Below are 23,702 nucleotides of genomic sequence, written 5' to 3' on the forward strand. Positions count from 1 at the left end.
CTCTCGAACGTCAGTGCGTGGCCGCCCATCGGCCGCGCGTCGGCGTCGGGCGCGTGCGCGCGAGCGCGCCGGGCCGCATGCCGAGTCGGGCCTCCGCGGCGGCGAAGACGATGCGATCGGCCTCGTTCTCGTCGATGAGCCCGATCGCGTGGTGCTGCACGGCGACGCCGTCGACGAGGGCGGTGAGCATCCGCGCGTCGGCCTCGGCGTCGGCGCTCGCGGCGAGCCCGGCGGCGACGTTGCGCTCGATGATGCGCGCGAACCGGCGGTCGGAGTCGCGGTGGTGCCGGGTCAGTGCGGCGTGCAGCTCGGGGTTGCGCGGCGCCTCGCTCCAGGCGTCGATCCAGACCAGGTAGTGCTCGCGGGGCGTCGTGCTGAGCCAGTCGGCGAGCGCGGCGACGGGCTCGAGTCCTTCGGCGAGCGCCTCGTCCTCGACGGACTCGGCCTGCACCGCCGCGTCGAAGGCCGCGGCGACGAGCTGCTCGCGGGTCGCGAAGTAGTGGCGGATGAGGCCGTGGACGACGCCGACCTCGGCGGCGACGTCGCGCAGGGTCACGCCCGCGAAGCCGTCGCGCGCGACGAGCCGCAGGGTCGCCGCGATGATCTGCTCGCGCCGCTGCGCGGGATCGAGTCGGGTCGCCATCCGCTCATCGTACGCTCTTGGCCGCGTGGCCAACCGGCTCAGGGCCGTGCGTGACGGCGCGCCCACTCGTGCATCACGATGGCCGCGGCCGCGCTCGCGTTGATCGACCTGGTCGATCCGTACTGCGTGATCTCGACCACCGAGTCGGCCGCGGCGAGCGCCTCCTCACTGAGGCCGGGCCCCTCCTGCCCGAACAGCAGCACGCAGCGCTCCGGGAGCTCGACGAGGTCGACCGGGCGCGAGCCCTCGACGTTGTCGACCGCGACGATCGGAAGGTCCTCGGTGCGGGCCCAGGCGACGAAGTCGGCGACATCCGGATGGTGCATCAGGTGCTGGTAGCGGTCGGTGACCATCGCCCCACGCCGGTTCCAGCGCCGCCGCCCGATGATGTGCACCGTCGCGGCCGCGAACGCGTTCGCGGTGCGCACGATCGAGCCGATGTTGAGGTCGTGCTGCCAGTTCTCAATCGCGACGTGGAACGGATGTCGCCGTTCGTCGAGGTCGGCGACGATCGCCTCGAGCCGCCAGAACCGGTACCGGTCGACGACGTTGCGGCGGTCGCCGTGCTCGAGCAGCTCGGGGTCGTAGCGGGCGTCGTCGGGCCATGCGTCGCGACCGCCGGGCCACGGGCCCACACCGTGCTGGGGAAGCTGCGGCTCGTCGTGCGGGGCGTCGTCGCCGGATCCGGGCGCGCCCGCGCCATCCGCTCGCTCATCGACCACGAGGCAACGCTAGCCGCACCTCGCGCCGGCACGACGCTTTCGGCTTACCGAAAACCCGCTACGATTTCGGTATGCCGAAACGTGCCGCCGTCGTCACGCTCCTCACCGCAGCCGCCCTCGCCTTGAGCGGCTGCAGCGGCGCGCCCGCCAACGGCGGCACCGACGAACGCCCCGTGGTGCTCACCACCTTCACCGTGCTCGCCGACATCGCCGAGCACGTGGCCGGCGACCACCTCAGGGTCGAGTCGATCACCAAGGTCGGCGCCGAGATCCACGGCTACGAGCCCACGCCCGGCGACCTGCGCCGAGCCGCGGGCGCCGACCTGATCCTCGACAACGGGCTGAACCTCGAGGCGTGGTTCGCGCAGTTCGTCGAGGGGCTCGACGTACCGCACGTCGTCGTGAGCGAGGGCGTGGAGGTCATGTCGATCGCCGACGGAGCGGCCGAGGGGCTGCCCAATCCGCACGCGTGGATGTCGGCGCTCAACACGCAGGTCTACGTCGACAACATGGTCGCCGCGTTCGCCGAGCTCGACCCCGAGCACGCCGACGAGTTCGCCGCGAACGGCGAGGCGTACCGCGCCGAGCTCCAGGCCGTGCACGACGAACTCGTCGCCGCACTCTCGGCGCTGCCCGAGAACGAACGCGCGCTCGTCACGTGCGAGGGCGCCTTCTCGTACCTCGCGCGCGACGCGGGGCTCACCGAGCAGTACCTCTGGGCCGTCAATGCCGAGCAGCAGGCCACCCCGCAGTCGATCGCGCGCACGATCGAGTTCGTCGACGAGCAGCGCGTCCCGGCGGTGTTCTGCGAGTCGACCGTCTCCGACGACGCCATGCAGCAGGTGGTCGAGGCGACGGATGCCGCGTTCGGGGGCACCCTCTACGTCGACTCCCTCTCCGAGGCCGACGGCCCGGTTCCCACCTACCTCGACCTGCTCCGCCACGACGTCGACGTCATCACCGAGGCGCTGACCGGGGGCGCGCGATGAGCGGCCCCGCGGCATCCGCGCGCGCCGCCGGCGACCCGGCCGACGCGCCTGCACTCGACGTGCACGCGCTCACCGTGCACTACGGCGACGTGCTCGCCCTCGACGACGTCAGCCTCACCCTGCGCCGGGGCACGGTGTGCGGCCTCATCGGCATGAACGGCTCGGGCAAGTCGACCCTGTTCAAGTCGATCATGGGCACGGTGAAGCCCGACCGCGGCTCCGTCGCGATCGCCGGGCTGTCGCCGAAGCAGGCACGCCGTGCCGGGATCGTCGGCTACGTGCCCCAGAGCGAGGACGTGGACTGGTCCTTCCCGCTCAGCGTGCACGACGTCGTCATGATGGGCCGGTACGGGTTCCAGGGCTTCACGCGCCGGCCGCGGCCCGCCGACCGCGCCGCCGTCGCCGAGGCGCTCGACCGGGTCGAGCTCACAGGCCTCGCCGACCGCCGGATCGGCGCGCTTTCGGGCGGGCAGCGCAAGCGCGCGTTCGTCGCCCGCGGGCTCGCCCAGGGCGCCGACGTGCTGCTGCTCGACGAGCCGTTCGCGGGCGTCGACCGCCGCAGCGAGGCGACCATCACCGAGCTGCTGCGCGACCTCGCCGCCGGCGGCGCCACCGTGCTCGTCTCCTCGCACGACCTCGAGGCCCTGCCGCGACTGGCCGACGAGGCGATCCTGCTGCTGCGGCGCGTGCTGTACCACGGCGACCCCGACGTGGCGCTGCAGCCCGAGCAGCTCGCGCGCGCCTTCGGGCTCGATCTCACCGGGCGCACGAGCGACGACGGAGGCGACTGACATGCCGGTGCTCGACTTCCTGCTCGAACCGCTGGGCTACGACTTCATGCAGCGCGCGTTCCTCGTCACGATCACGGCGGCGATCGTGTGCGGGGTGCTCAGCTGCTGGCTGGTGCTCATCGGCTGGTCGCTCATGGGCGACGCGGTCTCGCACGCGGTGCTCCCCGGCGTGGTGCTCGCGTACCTGCTCGGCACGCCGTTCGCCCTGGGAGCGCTGATCTTCGGCCTCGGGGCCGTCGCCCTGATCTTCCTCGTCCGCTCGACGAGCCGGGTGAAGGAGGACGCCGCGATCGGCGTGGTCTTCACGACCCTGTTCGCGCTCGGCCTCGTGCTCATCTCGGTGGTGCCCAGTCAGACCGACCTCGGCCACATCCTGTTCGGCAACCTGCTCGGCGTCAGCGTCGCCGACCTCGTGCAGGTGCTCGTGCTCGGCGCGGTCACGCTCGCGATCCTCGTGCTCAAGCGCCGCGACCTCACGCTCTACGCGTTCGACCCCACGCACGCGCATGCGATCGGGCTCAACCCGAAGGCGCTCGGCGCGCTCCTGCTCGGCCTGCTCGCCCTCACGGTCGTCGTCGCGCTGCAGGCCGTGGGCGTCGTGCTCGTCGTCGCGATGGTGATCATCCCCGGCGCGACCGCGTACCTGCTCACCGACCGCTTCGCCCGCATGCTCGTGATCGCCCCGTCCATCGCCGCGGTGAGCGCCGTCGTCGGCATCTACGCGAGCTACTACCTCGACGCGGCTTCGGGCGGCATGGTCGTGCTCACCATGGGCGTCGCCTTCGCGCTCGCGTACCTGTTCGCTCCGAGCCACGGTGTGATCGGCCGGCGCACGGCCGCGGCCCGCCGCCGGCGATCCGTCGCGCCGGTGCGGGAGGAGCAGCCGGTCTGACAGGGGTCCGCCCCGGGTGCACGGCACGGATCGGCACCCGGGGCGGGGTCGTGGGGCGGTGACGGATGCCGCGGCGCGCGGCACGCGGCATCCGTCACCGCTGCTCGGTCATCAGTCGTCGAACGCGACCGTCCACTCGGTGTCGGCGCCCTCGGCGATCGACACCCAGGCCTTCGGCACGGCCACCACGGTGACCTCGCCGTCGGCGTCGAACTTGCCCTTCTCGACGAGCTCGCCGTCCACGGCGTACGCGAACGCCGGGTCGTGCGGGATCTGCACCTCGTCGTGGTCGGTGCCCGGACGGTCCTTGAACGTCGGGCCGACGGGGGTCGCGGGCGCGGTCAGCACCGGCACGTCGGCGAAGTCCATGTCGCTCGCGAGGTAGAACGACGTGTACGCCGGCTGGTTGTACGTCGTCTGCTGGCGGGCCGTCTCGGCGCGGTACTGCACGTCGTGCATGAGCGTCGTCAGCTTGTGCGTCGTGACCTCGGTGGGCGTGTAGATGCGCAGCGCGGTCGAGTCCGCGGTCCGCACCAGGAGCTCCTCGCGCCAGTCGCCGAACACGTCGGCGACGAGCGACGGGTTGCCCTTCGTGCCGTTGTTGGTGCGGGTGCCCTCGGCCGTGAGCACGCGGCCGCGCTCCCAATCGTCGATCGTCGGGGTCGCGTTGCCGCTGCCGTTGACGATCTGCGTCGTGAGGTCCGGCGACCAGCGGATCGACATGTTGGTGCCGGGGATCGACGACGACATGATGTCGCCGGTCGCGCTCAGCAGGCCGCTCGCCTCGGTGCCGCCGGGCATGCTCGCCCAGACCTCGATGCCGGGGACGTCGCTGCGGACGTCGCCGATCATCGCGCGGCCCGTGTCGCGGCCCGAGTATGCGCCGAAGAGCGACTCGCCGGTCGCGGCATCGCGCATGACCGACCCGTACGGCGCGAACGTGCCGCCCTCGTGCGCGGTCCACACCTCGATGCCCTCGCGCGCGGGGTCGATGTCGGTGACGTGCATCGCGTCGCCGTGGCCGAGGCGCACGTTCTCGCCCGGCGCGGCGCTGCCGGCGGGCAGCACGTCGAACGAGCTGTAGAGCAGGCTGCCGTCGTCGTCGATCGTGGCTGAGCCGTACACCACCTCGTGCTTCCCGTCGCCGTCGACGTCGGCCGCGCTCAGCGAGTGGTCGCCCTGCGTGGTGATCGTCGCGAACTCGGGGTCGGTGCCGTCACGCCCGTGGGGCGAGTCGTTGAACGGGTTCGACATGGGCACGTGTCCGCTGTCGACCGACCAGCGCTCGGTGAGCGCCTCGCCGTCCCAGTCGTACGCGACCATGGTCGTGCGCGTGTAGTAGCCGCGGGCGAACAGCGCCGACGGGTGCTCGCCGTCGAAGTAGCCGACGCCCGAGAGGAACCGGTCGACGCGGTTGCCCGGCTCGATGCGCGCCATGGCGTAGTCGCCCCACAGCAGTCCGTCGTCGTCGCGGCCGGGCGCATACGGGATCGTCTGCAGCTCCTCGCCCGTCGCGCTGTCGAAGACGGTCAGGTACTCCGGCCCGTCGACGATGAAGCCCTCGAAGTTCCGCAGCACGTTGCGGGTGCTGCGCGAGGGCGCGTAGACGTCGATGAAGTGGCCGACGAGCTCCTCCGCGCTCTGCTTCGAGAGCGGGTACTCGTGGCTCACGGGCATGCCGAAGGCCTCCTCGAGCGTCGCGGGCCAGTTCCCCGCGACCACCTCGGGATGCTCGGTCCAGCCCTGGAACATCTCCACGAGGTGCGCTTCGTAGTCGGCTGCGCTCATGCGGTAGTCGTCGTCGTGCGAGTAGCCGGCCGCGACATCCGCCTCGGGCATCGTCACGTGACGCTCGCCGGCGACCGTGCCGTCGGCGGCGTACGTGATCGACTTCGTGCCCGGCGCGGTCTTCAGCATGGTCTCCGAGCGGCCGTCGCCGTCGAAGTCGTACACGAGGAACTGCGTGTAGTGCGCGCCCGCCCGGATGTTCACGCCGAGGTCGATGCGGTTCAGCAGGGTTCCGTCGAGCTCGTAGGTGTCGAGGTAGACCGGGCCGGTATAGCCGACCTGCGAGACGTCCTTCGAGTTGGACGGGTCCCACTTGACCACGAACTCGTAGTCGCCGTCGCCGTCGACGTCACCGACCGACGCGTCGTTCGCGGAGTACGTGTACGGCTCGCCCGCCTCGCCCCAGATCACGCCGGGCGGCGTCACGCCGTCGGCGGGCTTCTGCAACGGTAGGTCGTAGTAGCCCTGCTGCCACGCGGATGTCGCCGCGCTCGCCTCGAGCTCCACGCCGTTGACGATCGGCGCCACGGCGTACTCGGCCGCGGCCGTGCCGTCGGGATCGGCGAAGTTCGTGCTGTCGGTCACGGTGGCGACGCGCTCGCCGTCGCGGTAGATGGCGAAGTCAGGACCGGCGAGGCCCGTGTCGGTCGCGCCGGTCGCCTCCGAGGCGAGCAGGCGCCAGCTGAGGAAGACGCCCTCGCCGGTGGCGACCGCGACGAGGCCGCGGTCGAGCGTCTCGAGCTGGGGCGTGCCCGCGGGCGGGCCGGCGTCGGGCGGGGCCGCGGTCGCGGGCTGCGCGACCCCGGCGATCAGGCAGCCGGCGGCGGCGACCGCCAGCGCAGCGCGGAACGGATGGTGTCCGAGATTCATCGTCGAATCCTTCTCTGGGCGACAGGGGCCCGTCGTGGATGGCTTGATCGGGATAGCGCTTTCCGTGCCCGGCCGAGGCTACCCCCGTCCGGGGGCCGGGTCAACCCCCGAGTAGTCTGGGGCCGATGCCGACGACCCCGAGCCCCGCGATCGAGGACTACCTCAAGACGGTGTACGCCCACACCGAGTGGCAGCCCGACCCCATCACGCCCTCGGGCCTGGCCGCCGCGCTCGGCGTCGCCCCGTCGTCGGTCACCGAGATGGTCAAGAAGATGGCCGCACAGGGTCTCGTGCAGCACGTGCCGTACGGCGCCATCCGCCTGACCGAGTCCGGCCGCACCCGTGCGCTCGCGGTCGTGCGACGGCACCGCCTCATCGAGACCTGGCTCGTGCGCGAGATGGGCTACGCGTGGGACCAGGTGCACGACGAGGCCGAGGTGCTCGAGCACGCGCTCTCCGACCGCCTGCTCGAGGCCATCGACGAGCGACTCGGCCGCCCGGTCCGCGATCCGCACGGCGACGCCATCCCCGCTGCCGACGGCACCCTGGTGAGCGAGCCCGCGGTGCGGCTCGACGAAGCGGCCGCCGGGCACGTCGGTCGCGTCATCCGCATCAGCGACCGCGACCCGGCCGTGCTCCGCGAACTCGACGGGGCCGGCGTCGGCCCTGGCAGCGAACTGCGGGTGACGGATGGCGCGGACGCGGCATCCGTCACCATCGTCGTCGACGGCAGCACTCGCGCCATCGGCCACGATGCGGCCTCCGGCATCTGGATCTCGGCCTGAGCCGTCAGCGAACGATCGCCCGAAAACCCTCCCGCTCGCGCGCTCCGTCGGCGAGGATGAGGAGATGGGCCACCCGGGCGAGAAGATCACTCCCGAACTCACGGACGCGCAGTGGGAGCGATTGCGGCGGTACGGCACGCCGCAACAGACCGCGGCGGGCGACGTGCTGTTCCGGGCGGGCGATCGCGGCTACGACCTGATCCTCGTCGAGACGGGCGAGGTCGAGGTGGTCCGCGAGGCGCTCTGGTGGACCGAGGAGGCGCGGCTGGCGACCCTCGGGCCCCGCACCTTCGTCGGTGAACTGGGGTTGCTGAACGGGCAGCGCGCCTTCCTCACCGCGCGCGTGATCGAGCCGGGGCGCATCCTCCGCATCGACCACGACGCGCTGCAGCGCATGATGGCGGAGGACGACGAGCTGTGCGACCTCATGCTGCGCACGCTCTGGGAACGGCGCGAGATGCTGCGGCACGGGCCGGCGGCATGGACCCTCAAGATCGTCGGATCCGAGCGCGAGGCGGAATCGGCGGCGCTGCGCCGGTACGCCGAGCGGCTCGAGCTCGTCTACAAGTGGGTCGACGTCGACGACCCCGAGCTGGGCCACGACATCTGGTCGCACGGCTACACGCGCGACGACCTCCCGGTCGCGATCGTGCAGGGCGAGATCATACGCAAGGCCACGCCCGGCCAGGTCGCCGAGATGCTGGGGCTCGCCTACGAGTCCGAGGACGATGCCGACTTCGACCTCGCGGTCGTCGGAGCCGGGCCCGCGGGGCTCGCCGCGGCGATCTACGGTGCGTCCGAGGGGCTGCGCACGGTGCTGCTCGACGCGGTCGCCCCCGGGGGCCAGTCGGCCACGACGTCGCGCATCGAGAACTACCTCGGATTCCCGTTCGGGGTGACCGGCGACGCGCTGACCTCTCAGGCGTCGCTCCAGGCCTTCAAGTTCGGCGTGCGCATCGCGGCGCCCTGCCCGGTCGTGAAGCTCGACGCCGGGTCGGGCCTGCACCGCCTGCTCCTCGCCGACGGGAAGATCGTCCGCGCACGGGCCGTGGTCGTGACGACCGGCGTCGCCTACCGCGGGCTCCCGCTCGAGCGATGGGACGACTTCGAGGGCGCCGGGATCCACCACGCCGCCTCCGCGCTCGAGCTCCGGCAGGTCGCCGGATCCGAGGTCGTCGTGATCGGCGGGGCGAACTCCGCCGGCCAGGCGGCGCTCGCCCTCGCCGCGAACGCCTGCCGCGTGCACCTGGTCGTGCGCTCGGGCGACCTGTCCGAGCGGATGTCGAGCTACCTCGTCGACCGGATCCGCGAGGACCCGCGGATCGACGTGCGGACCGGCACCGAGGTCGTCGCCCTCCACGGCGACGGCCGGCTCGGCAGGGTCACCCTCCGCGGAACGGGCGACGAGACCGTGGACTGCGCGGGCCTCTTCTGCTTCATCGGCGCCGTGCCCGCCACCGACTGGCTCGTCGACCTCGAACGCGACGGGGACGGCTTCGTGCACACTGGTGCCGAGGTGATCGGACTCGGCGACGCGTGGCGCGACCTCGGCCGCATGCCGCTGCCGTTCGAGACCTCGGTGCCGCGCGTGTTCGCGGCGGGCGACGTGCGCCGCGGCTCGATGAAACGCGTCGCGGCGGCGGTCGGCGAGGGGTCGAGCGCCGTCGCCTCGGTCCACCAGGCATTGGCAATGATGGAGGTGTTCGCATGACGGATGAGAAGAAGCAGCCCCCCGCACCGTCGGGAACGGGATGCGTGGAGTGCCTCGAGGCCGGCGGCTGGTGGTGGCACCTGCGGCGCTGCGTCGAGTGCGGCCACATCGGCTGTTGCGACTCGTCGCCCGAGCAGCACGCCAGCCGGCACGCGCACGAGACGGGGCACGCCGTGGTCGCCTCGTTCGAACCCGGCGAGTACTGGTTCTGGGACTACCTGGCCGACACCTCCGCCGAGAGGTACCCGCTGCCCCCGCCGCTCTCCCGGCCCGAGGACCAGCCGTCACCGGGCCCGGAGGGCAAGGTACCGCCGAACTGGCGGGACCTCGTGCTCTCTGATTGATGGGCGCTGCGCGGCATCCGCTGTTCATCGGCCTGTGACCTGCGCGGCCTAGGCTTGGCGCATGGCGAAGCGTGATGACGTCGAGTGCTGGCTCACCGACATGGACGGCGTGCTCGTGCACGAGAACCACGCGCTGCCCGGCGCGGCCGAGCTGTTGCAGCAGTGGGAGGATGCCGGCACGCCCTACCTCGTGCTCACGAACAACTCGATCTTCACCGCGCGCGACCTCTCGGCGCGGCTGCGTGCGTCGGGGCTCAACGTGCCCGAGGAGCGGATCTGGACGTCGGCGCTCGCCACGGCCGACTTCCTCAAGCAGCAGCTGCCGGGCGGCACCGCGTTCGTCATCGGCGAGGCCGGCATCCTCACCGCCCTGCACGACGCCGGGTTCGTGATGACCGAGACGAATCCCGACTTCGTCGTCGTGGGTGAGACCCGCAACTACTCGTTCGAGGCGATCACGAAGGCGATCCGCCTGATCGGGAACGGCGCGCGGTTCATCGTGACCAATCCGGATGCGACCGGACCGAGCGCCGAGGGTCCGCTGCCGGCGACCGGCGCCATCGCGGCGCTCATCACGAAGGCGACCGGCAGGGAACCGTACGTCGTGGGCAAGCCGAATCCCATGATGTTCCGCTCCGCGCTGAACAAGATCGGCGCGCACTCCGAGAACACGGCGATGATCGGCGACCGCATGGACACCGACATCGTCGCCGGCATCGAAGCGGGCCTGCACACCATCCTCGTGATGACGGGAATCAGCGACCAGGCCGAGATCGAGAAGTACCCGTTCCGGCCCGAGGAGATCCTCTCGGGCGTCTCCGAACTCGTCGAGATCGAGCCGGTCGAGACCGAGCTGTAGGCCTCCCGGGCACGCCTCGCCGCGGAATACAGTGGGGCATGCGCTACGAACACGACGGGGCGAGCCCGACGATCGATCCGACGGCCGTGATCGCCTCGAGTGCGGTGATCAGCGGCGACGTGACCATCGAGGCCGACGTGCAGGTGCTGCACGGCGCGGTCATCACCGCCGAGGGTGGACGCGTCGTCGTGGGGGCGAGCTCGATCGTCATGGAGAACGCGGTCGTACGCGGGGTGAAGGGCGACCCCGCCATCGTGGGCGACCACTGCCTCATCGGCCCGGGCGCGTCGGTCTCGGGCGCGCGCATCGAGCCCGAGACGTTCATCGCGACCGGATCGCGCATCTTCAACGGCGCCCGCATCGGTCGTGGCAGCGAGGTGCGCATCAACGCCGTGGTCCACCTGCGCACCGAACTCGAGCCCGGCACGGTCGTCCCGATCGGCTGGGTCGCCGTGGGCAACCCGGCGCAGCTCTTCTCGCCCGACCGTCACGACGAGATCTGGGCGGTGCAGCGCGAGCTCGACTTCCCCGAGTACGTCTTCGGACTCGACCGCGACACCCCCGACCTCATGGTGCAGTTGACCGAGCGCTACGGCAGGCGCCTCGCCTCGCACGCGTCGGATGGGTTCCTGCCCGACTGAAGCGGGGGGTGAAGCGGATGCCGCGGCCTCGCGCCGCACGCGCGCCGTTCGACCGGCTCAGTCCCAGGGCAGGTCGATCTCGCGACCGGCATCCCACGGCTCGGTCCAGCCGAGCCGGTCGAACATCGTGTCGAGCACGAGCGCGGTGAAGCCCCACACGAGCCGTTCCTCGCCGCCTCCGTTCACCGTGAACGCGGGGCCGCGCCACTCGTCGCCATCACGACGCAGGACGGTCGTGCCTCGGTTCTCCGGATCGAGCAGGTCGGCGACGGGCGTGCGGAACACCGCGGACGACTCGCCGACGTCGACCGGACCCACGGCCGTCGGACGGCTCCACCAGCCCAGCACGGGCGTCACGAGGTGCCGGGAGTAGGCGAGCGGGATGGCGTCGAGCGTGCCGAGCACGTCGACGCCCCCGGGATCGAGGCCGGTCTCCTCCCTCGCCTCGCGCAGCGCGGCATCGACCGGGCCTTCGTCGCCGTCCTCGACCCGACCCCCCGGGAACGCGATCTGGCCCGCGTGCGAGCGGAGCGTGGTCGCGCGCGCGAGCAGCAGGACGTCGAGGTCGCGCGACACGGCCGCCGCCTGCGCGGCGTGGTCGCTGGGCATCCCGTCGAGCACGCCGAAGAGGATCAGCACGGCGGCGGCGCGGGCGTCGTCGTCGATCGGCTCGCGCACCGCCGCCCACGTGTCGGCGAGCCACCGGTCGCCGATGAGCGCGGCGAGCTGCGCGCGGGCGGTCGGAGGCGCGTCGTCGCGAGGAGTCACCCGTCGAGGGTAACCCCGGCGGCCGTCGAGGTGGGCTACGGCGTGTCCGGGTCCTGCGGCGTCGGCGGCTCCGACGACCCATCGCGATGGTTCGGCTCCTCGCGGGCGACCGTTTCCGTGTCCTCCGTGTCCTCCTCGTCCTCCGGCCGCGGGCGCTGCGACCAGCGGCTCTCGTGCAGGAACACCCGCGTCACGACGAACAGCGCGAGGATGACGATGCCGCCGACCCAGAACGTCCAGTCCATGCCCGATCGCCCGCCTCAGGCCAGCCGGCCGTAGGCCAGCTCGACGCCCGCCCAGAAGCGCTCGACGTCGAGGCCGATCGCGACGTGCGCGTTCGGCTCGCGTGCGAGCATGTCGTCGAGATCGACGCTCGTCGCGCCGACGGTCTCCGACCCGACGAGCTCGACGTCGAGGCGCGTGTGCACGACCTCGACCGCGTCGGGGTCGGCGAGCACGGCGACCGCGACGGGGTCGTGCAGCGGGCCGTCGGGCATCCCGAACACCTCGTCGTTGGTGCGGCAGAAGAACTCGAGCAGTTCGTCGCCGAACGCCGCCGTGCGGTTGCCGACCGCCGCGAGCCGATCGCGCACGCGCGACGTGACGAGCGCCCGGTGCGTGACGTTGAGGCCCACCATGGTGAACCGGATGCCGCTGCGCAGCACGAGGTCGAGCGCCTCCGGGTCGACCCACGCGTTGAACTCCGCGTACGGCGTGACGTTGCCGCGCTCGGTCGAACCGCCCATCCACACGATCTCGCGCACGCGATCGACGAGCTCGGGGCGGTCGCGCAGGAACACCGCGACGTTCGTGATCGGGCCGGTCGCGATGATCGCCACGGGCTCGGATGCCGCGGCGAGCGTGTCGGCGATGAGCTCGGTGGCGCTGCGCGCGTCGAGGCGCACCGTCGCGGCCACCGCGCCGGGATCCTCCGGGTCGGGCAGCTCGGGCCCGCCGAGGCCGTTCTCGCCGTGGATCCACTCCGCCGTCGACAGCTCGCGCGCGAGCGGGCCGGGCGCACCGGCCGCCACGGGCACGCCGGCGACGCCCGCGACCGCCAGCGCCACGCGCGCGTTGCGGCTCGTGTGCTCGAGGGGCACGTTGCCCCCCACGGTCGTGACCGCGAGCAGCTCGAGCTCGGGATGCCCCGCGGCGAGCCACAGCGCCATCACGTCGTCGTGGCCGGGGTCGCAGTCGACGATCACGGGCACGGTCACGGGGCCTCCATCAGGTCGGCGAGTTCGAGGACCGCGTCGCGCGCGGCGTAGGAGTCCACGGTGCCGCGGCGCTGCACGGCGAGCGCGCCTGCGGCGACGGCCGCCCGCACCGCGTCGGGCAACGGGCGGCCCTCAGCGAGCATGGCGGCGAGGGTGCCGGTCGCGGCGTCGCCGGCGCCGGTCGTGTCGATGGCCTCGACCGCGGGTGCGGCGAGGGCCCACGACCCGCCCGCATCGGCGGCGACGGCGCCCCGCGCGCCCAGCGTGACGACGAGCGAACGGGCCAGGTCGCCGACGACGGATGCCGCGGCATCCCGCCATGCCTCGGCCGGCGCGTCATCGGGCACGCCGGCGCCGAGCCCGAGCGTGCGCGCCTCGTGCACGTTGAGGACGAGCGGGTCGGCGACCGCCAGCGCCTCGGCCGCGACCGCGACGGGCGGCGCGAGGTTGAGCACGAACCGCACGCCGGCCGCCGCGCACGCGGCGGCGATCGCCTCGACGGTGGGCACCGGGAGCTCGCCCTGGGTGAGCACGACGGCAGCGGCGGCGATGCGTCCGGCCTCGGCGGCGACGACCTCGGCGCCGAACCGCGCGTTCGCGCCCGCCGTCACGACGATGGTGTTCTCGCCCGTGCCCGACACGGTGATCTGCGCGACGCCCGTCGGCTCGCCGACGACGACGGCCACGCCATCCGTCGCCAGGCCGAACCCGGCGAACGTCCGCATCGGGACCTCGGCGTTCGGGTCGTCGCCGATCCTCGCGACCAGCTCGACCGACGCACCCGACAGGTGCGCCGCGACCGCCTGGTTCGCGCCCTTGCCGCCCAGCGCGACCCGGAAATCGAGCGAGTGCACGGTCTCGCCCGGGCCGGGGAACTCGTGCACGTAGCTCGTCGCGTCGACGTTCACCGAGCCGAACACGACGACGGTGCCGCGTGGCGCCACGACGTCAGGCCTGCGGGCCGGGACCCTGCACGCTCACCGCGAGGGCCTCGCCGCCCGACCGGTTCACGAAGCAGTAGAACGTCCGCTCGCCGGAGGTCCACTGCTCCTCCGTCACCGGGTACGACGCCTGCATCTGCAGGTCGGTCACGTCGCCGACCGCGGCCGTGTCGATCACGCCTTCGGCGGCGCACACCTGTGCGACCTGCGCCGCGACCTCGGCCTCACCCGGGAAGGCCGCCGCCGGGTCGGTCGACACCTCGCCGCGCAGCACGAGCTGCGCCGCGTGCGGCGCCGCGCAATCGACGACCGTGAACTCCTCGGCCCACGCGTCCTGGAACGGCTCGAGGCACTCGCCGCCGAACAGCTGGTTCCACGGGTAGACGCCGGGTGCCTGCATCGCGGTCGGGTCCGGGAGCTCCACCGTGTCCTGGGCGTCGGAGGCCGTCTGCTCGGCCCCGCCGCCGCCGATCACGCGCGTGACGAGCGCGAACCCGCCGACCACGAGCAGCACCGCGGCGAGCGCACCCGCGACCCACGCGAGCACCTTCACGGGCGAGCGTCCGCCGCCGTCGACCTGCTGGGCGGGCCGGCCGGTGCCGGACCCGCCGCCGACGGGACGAGCGGCCTCGTCGCGGCCGTAGGCGTCGTCGCGGCCGTAGGCGTCGTCGCGACCGTAGGCGTCGTCGCGGGCGAACGGGTCGTCGTACCGGTCGTCGCGCCCGAAGGGGTCGCGCGCGAAGGGATCGTCGCTCGGATCGAACCGGTCGGGCCGCGCGTCGGTGCCCGGTGCGGTGCGGGCGGGCGGCGCCTCGGGGACCACGCCCATCGGCCCCGTCACGCCGAACCCGGATCCGCCGAACAGCGCCGCGAGCCCGTCGCCGGTCTCGGTCCCCGGCTCGGTCGGGCGGCGCTCGTCGCGGCGGTCGTCGAACGGCTCGTCGCGAGCGGCGAACGGGTCGTCGTACACGGCGTCATCCGCATACGCGTCGTCGCGGCGGTCGTCGGCGTGCGCGTCGGCCTCGTCACGGGCGAACCGGGCGAACGGGTCGTCGTATCCGTCGTCGGCGGGCGTCTCGTCGCCATAGCGCTCGACCGACGCGTACGTGTCGACGCCGAACGGCTGCTCGTCGCGGGCCGGAGCGGCGTCGGAGCCCGAACGGCGGCGCGGCCCGGAGGTCTCGTCGTCGGGCTCCGCCTTCGGGTCCCGTCCGGTCGGGTCGGGCGTGAGGTTCCAGAAGTAGCCGGTCTGCGCGAGCTCGCGCGCCATGGGCGAGCTCTCCTCGCGCTCCCAGGGCGCCGGCTCGCGAGGTTCGTCGGCCGGCTCGGGCGTCCACTCGTGGGCGAACCCGTCCGCGGTGCCGGCCTCGGCCTGCCGGCGGCGCTCGCGCTCGGCGACCTCGTCGGCGTACCAGCGCACGTCCTCGTTCGCGTCGCGGCCCGCATCCTGCCATTCCGGCGGCCACGGAGCGCCCCCGTCGCCATCGTCTCGGTCGTCGTAGCCCTGCGGGTCGTACCCGCCGCGGTCGTCGTACCCGCCTGCGTGCGCCCCGTCGGCGGCGGCGTAGACATCGGGTTCGAATCCGCCACCGTCGGCCGATCGCCCCAAATCGCCGCCGGGCGCCCAGCCGCCGGCGTCCCAGCTGCGGTCGTCGTCGCCGCGGTCGTCATAGCCGTCGCCGTAACCGTCGTCCCGTCCGGCGGAGCCCGCCACGCGGTCTCGCCAGTCGGCGCCGGCGTCGCCGCCGGAACCATCGTGCGCACGCTGCTCGTCGCGTGGCGTCTCGTCCTCGGTGAGCGCCGACCAGAGCTCGTCGTCGTACTCGGCGCCCGCGGGCGGGTACGCGCCCGGAGCCGACGGGGGGACGGGCGTGAACGACTGCCGCGCCACGGGCGGCGGCGTGAAGCCGGCGAAGGGCGAGGCGCTGTCATCGGACGACTCGGGTGCCGCTCCGCGATCGTCGGGTCCGCCGTCGTCGACGGCGCCCCGATCGCGCGCATCGGCGGCGTACGCGTCGTCGCTCCGGTCGTCCCAGGCGGGCTCGGGCTCACGCAGGGGCTCCGGCTCCCAGTGCGGAGGCTCGTCGCGTCCCTGATCGTCGCGCCGCGCCTCGGAGGCGGGCTCCGAGAGGCGGCGGAACGCGGCGCGCAGCCCGTCCTCGGAGCCGATGCCCTCCTGGTCGCCCCACGTGAGCGCGAAGCTCGCGGGCGGCGTGACCGGCCCGGGCGGCGGCACCTCGGGCGGCGCAGGTGGGCCACCGAACGCAGGCGGCACCGGCGAGCCGACCGGCGGCTCGACCGAGGTGAGCCGCTCGGACGCCCCGGGGGGCCCGGGCACGCGCGGCGGCGCCGGGTGGGCGGGTTCCTCCCAGGCGGGCCGGTTCCAGGCCGGCTGGTTCCAGGCGGGCTGGTTCCAGACGGGCGGCGCCTGCTGCGGCTCGGGCTCATGACGCTCGATGGGCTCGCCGACGACGGGCAGGGCCCGCGTCACGGCGTCGGTCTCACCGGCGGGCTCGGCCAGCGAGAACCAGTCGAGCGACTCCTCGCTGCGGCGACGCGCACGGTCGGCGTGCGGCGGGGACGTCGGCTCGGCCGAGGGCGGAGCGAACGGCTCGGGAGCGACGGGAGGCTGCGGCGGGGTCGTGCGACCCTCGAGGTCGGGTCGTCGACCGCTGCCGAGCTGGCTCAGCAGCCAGTCGGCGTCGTCGAAATCGCCCGAATCGTAGCGTCCGTCGCGTCCGTTCATTCCAGTCCCAGATCCTTCAATCCGATCGCCGCGAGGTAGGGCACCCCCGCGGCCTCGATGACCTCGCGCGCGCCGGTGTCGCGGTCGACGACGACCGCGACGGCCGCGACCTCGGCCCCGACGGCGCGCAGCGCCTCGATGGCCTTCAGCGGCGAGCCCCCGGTGGTCGAGGTGTCCTCGAGGACGATGACGCGCTTGCCCGCGACATCCGGCCCCTCGACCTGCTTGCCGCGGCCGTGGTCCTTCGGCTCCTTGCGCACGACGAACGCGTCGTAGGCGAGCCCGCGCGCCGCGCCCTGGTGGAGCACCGCGGTCGCGATCGGGTCGGCGCCCATGGTCATGCCGCCGACGGCGGAGACATCGGGAACCGCGGCGATGAGGTCGAGCATCACCTGGCCGATGAGCGGAGCGACGCGGTGGTCGAGGCTGACCTTCCGGAGGTCGACGTAGTAGGTCGCCTTCTTGCCGCTGGTCAGCGTGAAGTCGCCGTGGAACACCGCCTCGTCGGAGATGTGATCGATGAGTCGGCGGCGCGCGTCGGTGGCGAGAGGGGCTCCGGAGGTCACCCGAATACTCTACGTCGTGCTTCCTGAGCGTCCGAGGCCGGTTTCCGGAGGGGCCGCTCCGCCTCGTCAGCCGTCGGATCGGCGACTCCGGCGCCGCGAGGATCGGGTGGTCGTCGCGTCCGCGATCCGGGTGAGCACGGGCTCGTCGGAGGGCGCGAGCACCGCGGGCAGGTCGATGTGGAACTCGGCGAGCTCCTCGGCGCTGCGGCGGACGAAGCGGTAGAGCGCCGACCCGATGAGCACGCCGAGCGCGATCGACATGACCGTGACGAAGGCGGCCGAGAAGTCGGCGACGCCCGCGGAGGTCGCGATCGCCCCCTCGGTGACGCCGATGAGCCCCGACGCGCCCGGGACGAGCACCCAGAACGCCGGCAGGAAGATCATCTGCGACGGCACCCCGCCGCGTCGGAGGTCCTCGATCCAGAGAACGAGCGGCGCGACGACGAGTGCACCGAAGAACCCGCTCACCGAGGGGCCGAGCAGGAACGCGCCAAGTTGCTGCGCGCCGTACGCGACGACGAGTGCGAGGAGCACCCAGCCGTACGTGCGGCCGGGCGCCGCGAAGTGGAGGTAGACGCCGAGCCCGTACAGTGCGAGGCCGATGCCGGCGACCCACCACGGCAGCGTCGTCGTCACCTCGGCCGGGGTGTAGTCGTCCTCGCCCACGCCCACGATGGTGCCGGCGGAGAGGATGCCGAACGCGAGGAGCGCGAGCTGGACCAGGCCTGCACCGAGCCGCGAGGATCCCGCGACCATCTGTCCCGCGGCGAGCTCGCGGACGCCCGTGGTGAGCAGCGCGCCGGGCAGGAACGTGGCCAACGGCGCGATCAGCACGCGCAGCGGATCGCCGACCGCGACATATGGCGCGAGCAGGAAGACGATGAGCGCGCATACGAACGACGCCATGATCGGCAGCACGATCGTGAGCGTCTGCGAGCGCACGAGCTTCGCGACGCCGATGATCGCCCCCAGCCCGAACCCCACGAGCGCGGCCTGCCAGCTCGGTGCGAGCAGCAGGGCCAACCCCGCGGTGAGGATGGCGTGGCCGAGCGTCCGCATGAACCAGTGCCGCGACGGCGGCATCGCCCCGATCTCGTTCAGGCGCCGGATGCCGTCGGCGGGCGAGATCTCGGCGCCCCGGGCCTGCCGGAGCAGGCGGCCCATCTCGGCGATCTGGTCGAAGCGGAACGACGCCTGCACCGACTGGAGGGCGACGCGCGCGGTGTCCCCCCGGCCGGTCTGAACGATCGCGATCGTCGGCAGCACGACCACGTCGACGTCCTCCCAGCCGTACGCCCGCGCGATCTGCACGATGTCGGCGCGGATGCGATCGGTCGACTCGGCCGAGGCGGTCATGCCCTCCGCGAGGCCGAGGAGGAAGGTGCGCAGCAGCGCGGGGTCCTCGACGGTGCGTTCGGTGTCGGGGGGTTGCGGGGGTGTGGGGGTGATCGGCATCGGGCTCGCTCCCTGGTCGCGTGCCGGTCACGCTAGCGCTCGCGCACGCCCCTCGCCAGCGCTTGCGGTCCGCGCGGCAGCGCGGTCTCGACCAGCCGGTCGCCGTCGCGCTCCACGCGGAGGGCGAACCCGTCTTCGCCGGAGCCGATGGCGCCGACGAGCTCCGCCCGACCGCGATGGCCGCGGAAGTGCAGCGCCCGGGACTCGCCGACCGCATAGCCGACCTCGCCCAGCTCGCCCGACCGGATCGCCCGACGGAGTGCGGGCAGGCGGGCCGGATCCGCGTCGGCGTGCGCGCAGAACGAGCCGGGGACGAAGCCGAGGCCCTCGGGCAGGGCGCGCAGGGTCGGCCCGTAGCTGTCGGTGACGCCGCCCTCGAACCAGCACATGGCCCCGGCGCTGCCACCCGTGAGCACGACGTCGGACGCGGGATCGCTCCAGAGCTCGGCGAGGAGGTCGTCGAGGCCGTGCCGGCGCCAGACGTCGAGCAGGTTGGCGGTGTTGCCCCCGCCGACGTGGATGACGTCGAAGCCGCGCACGAACGCGGCGAGGTCGTCGACGTCGCGCGCGAACAGCGGCAGGTGCCGCGGCACGCAGCGGTCGGAGTGGAACGTGGCGTAGAAGGCGAGCGCGTACGAGGGGTCGTCGCCGGCGGCCGTGCCGACGAAGAGCACCCGGGGTCGTTCCTTCCCCGTGAGGGCGAGCACGTAGTCGTGCAGGGGGTCGTCGCGGCGTTCCATCAGCGCCATGCCGGCCCCGCTCGCGACCACGTGCGCCATCCGCCCTCCTCGCGTCAGCTGCGTGCGCCGTGGGCTCGTCGCCCCACGCGGTCACGCTAACCGCAGCGGCGGCGGATGCCGGGAGCCCGCGCCGGATGCGGAAGGGCCGCCCCGCGGGGTGTCCCTCCCCCGCGCGGCGGCCCTGCCGTGGAACGCCGAGGCGTTCCACGTTCGCGCGACTCAGACGGTGCGCGCGAACGTCTCGCGCGGCTGGCGACGGTATCCGTCGCGGGCGGCGACGACGACCGAGCCGACGAGGCCGACGGTCGAGACGACGGCGAGGAGGATGTAGAAGGACATGGCGGTGTTCCTTTCGGTGTGAACGCGAGGATGTCGGGCGATCCGGTGCGCCCTTGCACATGTCCGACGTTCCTATTGTTGCGCGGGAAACAATTCAGCACAAGCGCACGAAACTACACTGAGGATGTAGTCTGACTACATGGATGTGCACCGTCTCGACCTGCTTCGCGAGCTCGCAGAACGTGGCAGCGTGACCGCCGTCGCCGAGGCCACGGGCCGCACCCCTTCAGCGGTCTCACAGCAGCTCAAGGTGCTCGAGCGCGAGGCGGGCATGCCGCTCACCGAGCGCGTCGGCCGCGGCCTCGTGCTGACCAGCGCCGGGCACGCGCTCGCGCGCAGCGCGACCGAGGTCGCGATCGCCCTCGAGCGTGCGACCGCGCTGTGGGACGAGTTCCGCAACCACCCCAGCGGCGAGGTCACGCTGCTGACCTTCCCGACCGTCGGCGCGGCACTGCTGCCCGCGGTGCTCACCGACCTCCGCGCGGTGGCCGGCCTCGTCGTGCGTGCGACCGACCTCGACCCCGAACTCGCCGAGTTCCCCGAGCTCACCAACGAGTACGACATCGTGCTCGCCCACACCATGCCCGGCGAACTGCCGTGGGGCGGCCGCGGCCTCCGGGCCCTCCCCCTGCTCACCGAGCCGCTCGACATCGGCATGCCCGCCGACCATCGGCTCGCCGGCCGGGCGCACGTGACACCCGCCGACCTCGTCGACGAGACGTGGCTCGGCGTGCCGTCCGGGTACCCGTTCGAGCGCATCCTGCACGCGATCGAGCAGGCGGCCGGCGGTCGCATCGAGGTGAGCCAGCGGTTCAGCGACATGCGCATCGTCGAGGCGTTCATCCGGGCCGGGCACGGCATCGCGCTCGTGCCGCGGTACACCTCGGGCGCGGTGCCCGACGACCTCGTGCTGAAGCCGCTGCGGGGCGTGGCATCCGTTCGCCAGATCTTCGCGCTGGTGCGGCCGGATGTCTCGGAGCGCCTCGCCGTGCGGACCGTGCTCGAGGTGCTCGTCGATCGGGCCGCGCGGCTCGAGCAGGCGTACGGGCATCCGTCGCGCGGCGGAGGCGGCGCCGGCCGCGCCGGCACCGGTGGGAGCGGCGACAGCGGCGGCGCGGAGTAGCATCCGAGGATGCCCGACGACGTGATCCTGTTCGACGTGCGCGACGGCCTCGCGCATCTGACCCTGAACCGCCCCGCGCGGCTCAACGCCGTCGATCCGGAGGCGATCGCGCGGTGGCAGGAGCTCGCGCACGAGATCGCCGAGCGCGACGACATCCGCGCGGTGCTGTTCGATGCCGCCGGGCGCGCGTTCTGCGCCGGCGGCGACGTCGTCGCGATGTCCGGGCTCGCGGCGGCCGAGGGCGACGGCGATCGCCCCGGCGAGGTGGTGCGCCGGCTCGCCGACCGCATCCACGACGGCCACCGCACGCTCCGCGAGAGCACGAAGCCGATCGTCGCCGCGGTGCAGGGCCCGGTCGCCGGCGGCGGCCTCGGCTACATGCTCGTCGCCGACGTGATCGTCGCATCCGAACGCGCCACCTTCGCGAGCCGGTACTCCGACATCGGGCTCACCCCCGACTGCGGCGTGAGCACGCTCCTGCCGGAGGCGATCGGCGTGCGCCGCGCACTCGAGCTGACGCTGACCTCGCGCACGCTCACCGCCGCCGAGGCGCTCGACTGGGGGCTCGTCGCCGAGGTCGTCGCGCCCGACGCGCTCGACGCGCGGGCCCGCGAGATCGCGGCGGGATGGCTCTCTGCGGCGAGCGCCGCGTTCGGGCAGACCAAGCGGCTCGTGCACTCCGGACTCGGGCGGCCCTTCCAGGACGCGCTCGACGACGAGGCCCGCACCATCGGCGCCGCGTTCGAGACGCCGTACGCGCAGGCCGCGGTCGCCCGCTTCGCCGCTGCAGCCGCGTCGCGGCGCTGAGGGGTGGGCCGCGGGCGGGGCCTCGGGACGCCGCGCACCGACGCAACCGGGTGACGTCGCGCCATCCGCTCGGCAGGATGGGGCCATGGCAACCGATGACCTGCAGAGCCTCTCCGACGAGATCGGCCGCATCGCACGCGATCGGGCCGTGAGCATCGCCGCGGCGGAGTCGCTCACCTCGGGCGCGATCGCGAGCGCGTTCGGACGCGGCGAGGCGGCGTCCGAATGGTTCGCGGGCGGGGTGGTCGCCTACGCCGAGCGCGTGAAGCGCGAGGTGCTCGGCGTGACGGCGACGTCCGTGCTGACCGCGCAGTGCGCGCGGGAGCTCGCGACGGGCGTCGCGCGCCTGCTCGACGCCGACCTCGCGGTCGCCGTCACGGGCGTCGGCGGCCCCGACCCCGAGGAGGGCCTGCCGCCCGGCACGGTCTACGCCGCCGTCGCCGTCCGCGACAACGTGACGGAGGCCACGTGGCGGTTCGACGGCGACCCCTCGGCGGTCGTCGAGCAGACCGTGCTCGCCGCGCTCGGCCTGGTGCGCCGCGCCCTCGACTGACGCGGCGCACCAGGCATCAACGAGACCCGGCAGGGACCTCGCCGAACCCGTCCACCAGGAGCAGGCGAAGCGCGGAGACGGCGCTCGCGGCATCGGGCCCGCTGCCGTCGAGCCTGATGCGGTGGCCCTGCTTGGCGCCGAGCGACAGCAGGCCGATCATGCTCCTGGCGGCGACCGGACCGGAACCCGTCGTCACGTTCGTCACGTCGACGAGGGCGTCGTACCCGCCGATCGCCTGGACGAGCATGGCGGCCGGCCGGGCATGCAGGCCCTCGGGGTTGATGAGCACCTCGTCCGCCGAGAGCGGATCGGCTGACGCCGATGGCGATCCGGGTGCCGGACCGGGCGACGACTCGAGCTGATCGCGCTTCGAGGCGAGCGCTCCGGCGACCTCGCGAGCGACCTCCTCGAGCGGAGCGTCGGTCGTCGCGAGCACGAGGCCCGCGGTGATGCCCTCCGCGAACGGGCCCGAGCTGACCACGACCGCCGTGCGCGATTCCCGGAGGTCGAGGGCGAGCTCGGCGCTCAGCACTGCCGACCCGAGATCGGGGATGACAAGCACGCCGTCGACGTCGCCCGTCGCGCCGACCTCGTCGATCGCCGCAGCGACCGCCGCGGCATCCGTGCCGAATCCCCCGTCGACGCCGGCCGCGATGCGGATCGGGGGCGGACCGTCATGCACCATCTGCATCCCGAGCTCGACCGCGGCCTCGGCGAGGCGCGGACTGTGCGACACGATGACCAGGCCGATCATCCGATGCGCTCCGCATGCGAGTCCGCGAGGGCCTGCACCAGGATCGCGGCCGAGGCCGCGCCGGGATCCAGGTGCTCGGCGCTGCGATCGCCCAGGTAGCTCGCGCGGCCCTTGCGGGCGACGAGCGGCACGGTGGCGTCCCTGCCCACGACCGCAGCGGCGGCCGCGGCCCGGAGCGAGGCCGCGAGTGGGCGACCGTCCGCCGCCGCGGCGCTCAGGGCGTCGACCGCCGGCTGGAGCGCATCGACCATGGTCTTGTCTCCCGGCTCGGCCCGGCCCCGTGCGACGACGCCGGCGACGCCGGCGCGGAACGCCTCGGCGACGACCGTCGTGTCGAGCTCGGAGGCCGGGCCGACGCGCTTGCCCATCTCGAGGAACAGCGTGCCGTAGAGCGATCCACTCGCCCCGCCCACCGTCGACACGAGCGCCATTCCAGTGGACTTGAGCACGGCGCCGGCGTCCTCCGAGCGCGTCTCCGTGAGCCGGAGGCGGACGGCGGCGGTGCCTCGCGCCATGTTGGTGCCGTGGTCGGCGTCGCCGATCGCGGAGTCGAGCTCGGTCAGGTGCTCGGCCTGCGCGACGACCTGTTCGTCGAACCGCAGCATCCAGGCGACCAGGTCGTCGACCGTGAGGCGGCCGCCCTCGAGAGCCGGCATTC

Annotated in this window: 24 protein-coding genes; 11 read left to right on the forward strand and 13 right to left on the reverse strand. The window is 73.3% G+C overall.

Translation table 11 applies throughout. The annotated features are described in order from the left end of the window. Nucleotides 1-10: 10 nt before the first annotated feature. Together AC3RKB_RS03915 and AC3RKB_RS03920 are read right to left on the reverse strand one after the other, a co-directional pair. Complete coding sequence (locus AC3RKB_RS03915) at nt 11-643, reverse strand: TetR/AcrR family transcriptional regulator (protein ID WP_491434668.1); 633 nt, start codon at nt 641-643, stop codon at nt 11-13. A 38-nt stretch (nt 644-681) separates the two neighbouring features. Next, a complete protein-coding gene (locus AC3RKB_RS03920; protein WP_491436747.1) occupies nt 682-1,278 on the reverse strand; it encodes a TrmH family RNA methyltransferase in 597 nt (198 codons plus the stop codon). A gap of 158 nt (nt 1,279-1,436) precedes the next feature. Here AC3RKB_RS03920 and AC3RKB_RS03925 point away from each other — a divergent pair, with 158 nt between their 5' ends. The 3 genes from AC3RKB_RS03925 to AC3RKB_RS03935 are packed head-to-tail and all read left to right on the forward strand — an operon-like array spanning nt 1,437 to nt 4,037. Next, on the forward strand, nt 1,437-2,354 hold the full coding sequence (locus AC3RKB_RS03925) for a metal ABC transporter substrate-binding protein (protein WP_491434669.1): 918 nt from the start codon (nt 1,437-1,439) through the stop codon (nt 2,352-2,354). Further along, nucleotides 2,351-3,145, forward strand: a complete 795-nt coding sequence (locus AC3RKB_RS03930; RefSeq protein WP_491434670.1) for a metal ABC transporter ATP-binding protein — start codon at nt 2,351-2,353, stop codon at nt 3,143-3,145. Before AC3RKB_RS03925 ends, AC3RKB_RS03930 begins: the two co-directional genes overlap by 4 nt. Before the next feature lies 1 nt (nt 3,146). After that, a complete protein-coding gene (locus tag AC3RKB_RS03935) occupies nt 3,147-4,037 on the forward strand; it encodes a metal ABC transporter permease (protein ID WP_491434671.1) in 891 nt (296 codons plus the stop codon). 111 nt (nt 4,038-4,148) lie between these two features. Here the strand turns inward: AC3RKB_RS03935 and AC3RKB_RS03940 are convergent, their stop codons facing one another. Then, entirely contained in the window at nt 4,149-6,695 is a 2,547-nt protein-coding gene (locus AC3RKB_RS03940) for a rhamnogalacturonan lyase (protein WP_491434672.1), read from the reverse strand. Between the two features lie 125 nt (nt 6,696-6,820). On the opposite strand from AC3RKB_RS03940, the gene AC3RKB_RS03945 reads away from it, so the two are divergent. From AC3RKB_RS03945 to AC3RKB_RS03965, 5 genes are all read left to right on the forward strand, one after another. After that, nucleotides 6,821-7,480: a metal-dependent transcriptional regulator gene (locus AC3RKB_RS03945; RefSeq protein WP_491434673.1), complete on the forward strand. Its 660-nt coding sequence runs from the start codon at nt 6,821-6,823 to the stop codon at nt 7,478-7,480. 64 nt (nt 7,481-7,544) lie between these two features. Further along, nucleotides 7,545-9,191 (forward strand): FAD-dependent oxidoreductase, encoded by a 1,647-nt coding sequence (locus AC3RKB_RS03950; protein WP_491434674.1) that lies wholly within the window; start codon nt 7,545-7,547, stop codon nt 9,189-9,191. Continuing rightward, nucleotides 9,188-9,535 (forward strand): UBP-type zinc finger domain-containing protein, encoded by a 348-nt coding sequence (locus AC3RKB_RS03955; protein WP_491434675.1) that lies wholly within the window; start codon nt 9,188-9,190, stop codon nt 9,533-9,535. Before AC3RKB_RS03950 ends, AC3RKB_RS03955 begins: the two co-directional genes overlap by 4 nt. A gap of 61 nt (nt 9,536-9,596) precedes the next feature. After that, the gene (locus tag AC3RKB_RS03960) at nt 9,597-10,394 is read left to right on the forward strand and encodes an HAD-IIA family hydrolase (RefSeq protein WP_491434676.1); all 798 of its coding nucleotides are present in this window, start codon (nt 9,597-9,599) and stop codon (nt 10,392-10,394) included. Nucleotides 10,395-10,432: 38 nt separating this feature from the next. Beyond that, on the forward strand, nt 10,433-11,035 hold the full coding sequence (locus AC3RKB_RS03965) for a gamma carbonic anhydrase family protein (protein ID WP_491434677.1): 603 nt from the start codon (nt 10,433-10,435) through the stop codon (nt 11,033-11,035). Nucleotides 11,036-11,092: 57 nt separating this feature from the next. Here the strand turns inward: AC3RKB_RS03965 and AC3RKB_RS03970 are convergent, their stop codons facing one another. The 8 genes from AC3RKB_RS03970 to AC3RKB_RS04005 form a co-directional block, all read right to left on the reverse strand. After that, nucleotides 11,093-11,803 carry an NUDIX hydrolase gene (locus AC3RKB_RS03970; RefSeq protein WP_491434678.1) on the reverse strand — a complete coding sequence of 237 codons (711 nt, stop codon included), beginning with the start codon at nt 11,801-11,803 and terminating at the stop codon, nt 11,093-11,095. 35 nt (nt 11,804-11,838) lie between these two features. Further along, nucleotides 11,839-12,048, reverse strand: a complete 210-nt coding sequence (locus AC3RKB_RS03975; RefSeq protein ID WP_491434679.1) for a hypothetical protein — start codon at nt 12,046-12,048, stop codon at nt 11,839-11,841. A 15-nt stretch (nt 12,049-12,063) separates the two neighbouring features. After that, complete coding sequence (locus AC3RKB_RS03980) at nt 12,064-13,020, reverse strand: nucleoside hydrolase (protein WP_491434680.1); 957 nt, start codon at nt 13,018-13,020, stop codon at nt 12,064-12,066. Beyond that, nucleotides 13,017-13,964 carry a ribokinase gene (locus AC3RKB_RS03985; protein ID WP_491434681.1) on the reverse strand — a complete coding sequence of 316 codons (948 nt, stop codon included), beginning with the start codon at nt 13,962-13,964 and terminating at the stop codon, nt 13,017-13,019. Before AC3RKB_RS03985 ends, AC3RKB_RS03980 begins: the two co-directional genes overlap by 4 nt. A 4-nt stretch (nt 13,965-13,968) precedes the next feature. Next, nucleotides 13,969-16,707 carry a septum formation family protein gene (locus tag AC3RKB_RS03990; RefSeq protein WP_491434682.1) on the reverse strand — a complete coding sequence of 913 codons (2,739 nt, stop codon included), beginning with the start codon at nt 16,705-16,707 and terminating at the stop codon, nt 13,969-13,971. Next, entirely contained in the window at nt 16,704-17,273 is a 570-nt protein-coding gene (gene pyrE / locus AC3RKB_RS03995; protein WP_491434683.1) for an orotate phosphoribosyltransferase, read from the reverse strand. The genes AC3RKB_RS03990 and pyrE overlap by 4 nt, the downstream gene beginning before the upstream one ends. A gap of 66 nt (nt 17,274-17,339) precedes the next feature. Next, nucleotides 17,340-18,728: a threonine/serine exporter family protein gene (locus AC3RKB_RS04000; protein ID WP_491434684.1), complete on the reverse strand. Its 1,389-nt coding sequence runs from the start codon at nt 18,726-18,728 to the stop codon at nt 17,340-17,342. Nucleotides 18,729-18,760: 32 nt separating this feature from the next. Further along, nucleotides 18,761-19,507: a Type 1 glutamine amidotransferase-like domain-containing protein gene (locus AC3RKB_RS04005; protein WP_491434685.1), complete on the reverse strand. Its 747-nt coding sequence runs from the start codon at nt 19,505-19,507 to the stop codon at nt 18,761-18,763. A gap of 439 nt (nt 19,508-19,946) precedes the next feature. Between AC3RKB_RS04005 and AC3RKB_RS04010 the strand changes: the two genes are divergently transcribed. The 3 genes from AC3RKB_RS04010 (at nt 19,947) to AC3RKB_RS04020 (ending at nt 22,290) form a co-directional block, all read left to right on the forward strand. Then, nucleotides 19,947-20,930 carry a LysR family transcriptional regulator gene (locus AC3RKB_RS04010; protein WP_491434686.1) on the forward strand — a complete coding sequence of 328 codons (984 nt, stop codon included), beginning with the start codon at nt 19,947-19,949 and terminating at the stop codon, nt 20,928-20,930. A 9-nt stretch (nt 20,931-20,939) separates the two neighbouring features. Next, entirely contained in the window at nt 20,940-21,737 is a 798-nt protein-coding gene (locus AC3RKB_RS04015) for an enoyl-CoA hydratase/isomerase family protein (RefSeq protein ID WP_491434687.1), read from the forward strand. Between the two features lie 85 nt (nt 21,738-21,822). Continuing rightward, complete coding sequence (locus AC3RKB_RS04020) at nt 21,823-22,290, forward strand: CinA family protein (protein WP_491434688.1); 468 nt, start codon at nt 21,823-21,825, stop codon at nt 22,288-22,290. Nucleotides 22,291-22,306: 16 nt separating this feature from the next. Here the strand turns inward: AC3RKB_RS04020 and AC3RKB_RS04025 are convergent, their stop codons facing one another. Continuing rightward, a complete protein-coding gene (locus AC3RKB_RS04025; RefSeq protein WP_491434689.1) occupies nt 22,307-23,044 on the reverse strand; it encodes an HPr family phosphocarrier protein in 738 nt (245 codons plus the stop codon). Continuing rightward, the gene (gene dhaL, locus AC3RKB_RS04030) at nt 23,041-23,700 is read right to left on the reverse strand and encodes a dihydroxyacetone kinase subunit DhaL (RefSeq protein ID WP_491434690.1); all 660 of its coding nucleotides are present in this window, start codon (nt 23,698-23,700) and stop codon (nt 23,041-23,043) included. The genes AC3RKB_RS04025 and dhaL overlap by 4 nt, the downstream gene beginning before the upstream one ends. Nucleotides 23,701-23,702: the final 2 nt, after the last annotated feature.

The organism is Agromyces capsici, assembly GCF_058349965.1.

What these genes read in the sequence shown, in the direction of transcription:
- AC3RKB_RS03915 (WP_491434668.1), bottom strand. Translation starts at nt 643, where the DNA reads ATGGCGACCCGACTCGATCCCGCGCAGCGGCGCGAGCAGATCATCGCG.
- AC3RKB_RS04025 (WP_491434689.1), bottom strand. Translation starts at nt 23,044, where the DNA reads ATGATCGGCCTGGTCATCGTGTCGCACAGTCCGCGCCTCGCCGAGGCC.
- AC3RKB_RS04015 (WP_491434687.1), top strand. Translation starts at nt 20,940, where the DNA reads ATGCCCGACGACGTGATCCTGTTCGACGTGCGCGACGGCCTCGCGCAT.
- AC3RKB_RS03960 (WP_491434676.1), top strand. Translation starts at nt 9,597, where the DNA reads ATGGCGAAGCGTGATGACGTCGAGTGCTGGCTCACCGACATGGACGGC.
- AC3RKB_RS04020 (WP_491434688.1), top strand. Translation starts at nt 21,823, where the DNA reads ATGGCAACCGATGACCTGCAGAGCCTCTCCGACGAGATCGGCCGCATC.
- AC3RKB_RS03940 (WP_491434672.1), bottom strand. Translation starts at nt 6,695, where the DNA reads ATGAATCTCGGACACCATCCGTTCCGCGCTGCGCTGGCGGTCGCCGCC.
- AC3RKB_RS03955 (WP_491434675.1), top strand. Translation starts at nt 9,188, where the DNA reads ATGACGGATGAGAAGAAGCAGCCCCCCGCACCGTCGGGAACGGGATGC.
- AC3RKB_RS03935 (WP_491434671.1), top strand. Translation starts at nt 3,147, where the DNA reads ATGCCGGTGCTCGACTTCCTGCTCGAACCGCTGGGCTACGACTTCATG.
- AC3RKB_RS03925 (WP_491434669.1), top strand. Translation starts at nt 1,437, where the DNA reads ATGCCGAAACGTGCCGCCGTCGTCACGCTCCTCACCGCAGCCGCCCTC.
- AC3RKB_RS03975 (WP_491434679.1), bottom strand. Translation starts at nt 12,048, where the DNA reads ATGGACTGGACGTTCTGGGTCGGCGGCATCGTCATCCTCGCGCTGTTC.
- AC3RKB_RS04010 (WP_491434686.1), top strand. Translation starts at nt 19,947, where the DNA reads ATGGATGTGCACCGTCTCGACCTGCTTCGCGAGCTCGCAGAACGTGGC.
- AC3RKB_RS03990 (WP_491434682.1), bottom strand. Translation starts at nt 16,707, where the DNA reads ATGAACGGACGCGACGGACGCTACGATTCGGGCGATTTCGACGACGCC.
- dhaL (WP_491434690.1), bottom strand. Translation starts at nt 23,700, where the DNA reads ATGCCGGCTCTCGAGGGCGGCCGCCTCACGGTCGACGACCTGGTCGCC.
- AC3RKB_RS04005 (WP_491434685.1), bottom strand. Translation starts at nt 19,507, where the DNA reads ATGGCGCACGTGGTCGCGAGCGGGGCCGGCATGGCGCTGATGGAACGC.
- AC3RKB_RS03945 (WP_491434673.1), top strand. Translation starts at nt 6,821, where the DNA reads ATGCCGACGACCCCGAGCCCCGCGATCGAGGACTACCTCAAGACGGTG.
- AC3RKB_RS03950 (WP_491434674.1), top strand. Translation starts at nt 7,545, where the DNA reads ATGGGCCACCCGGGCGAGAAGATCACTCCCGAACTCACGGACGCGCAG.
- AC3RKB_RS04000 (WP_491434684.1), bottom strand. Translation starts at nt 18,728, where the DNA reads ATGCCGATCACCCCCACACCCCCGCAACCCCCCGACACCGAACGCACC.
- AC3RKB_RS03930 (WP_491434670.1), top strand. Translation starts at nt 2,351, where the DNA reads ATGAGCGGCCCCGCGGCATCCGCGCGCGCCGCCGGCGACCCGGCCGAC.
- AC3RKB_RS03965 (WP_491434677.1), top strand. Translation starts at nt 10,433, where the DNA reads ATGCGCTACGAACACGACGGGGCGAGCCCGACGATCGATCCGACGGCC.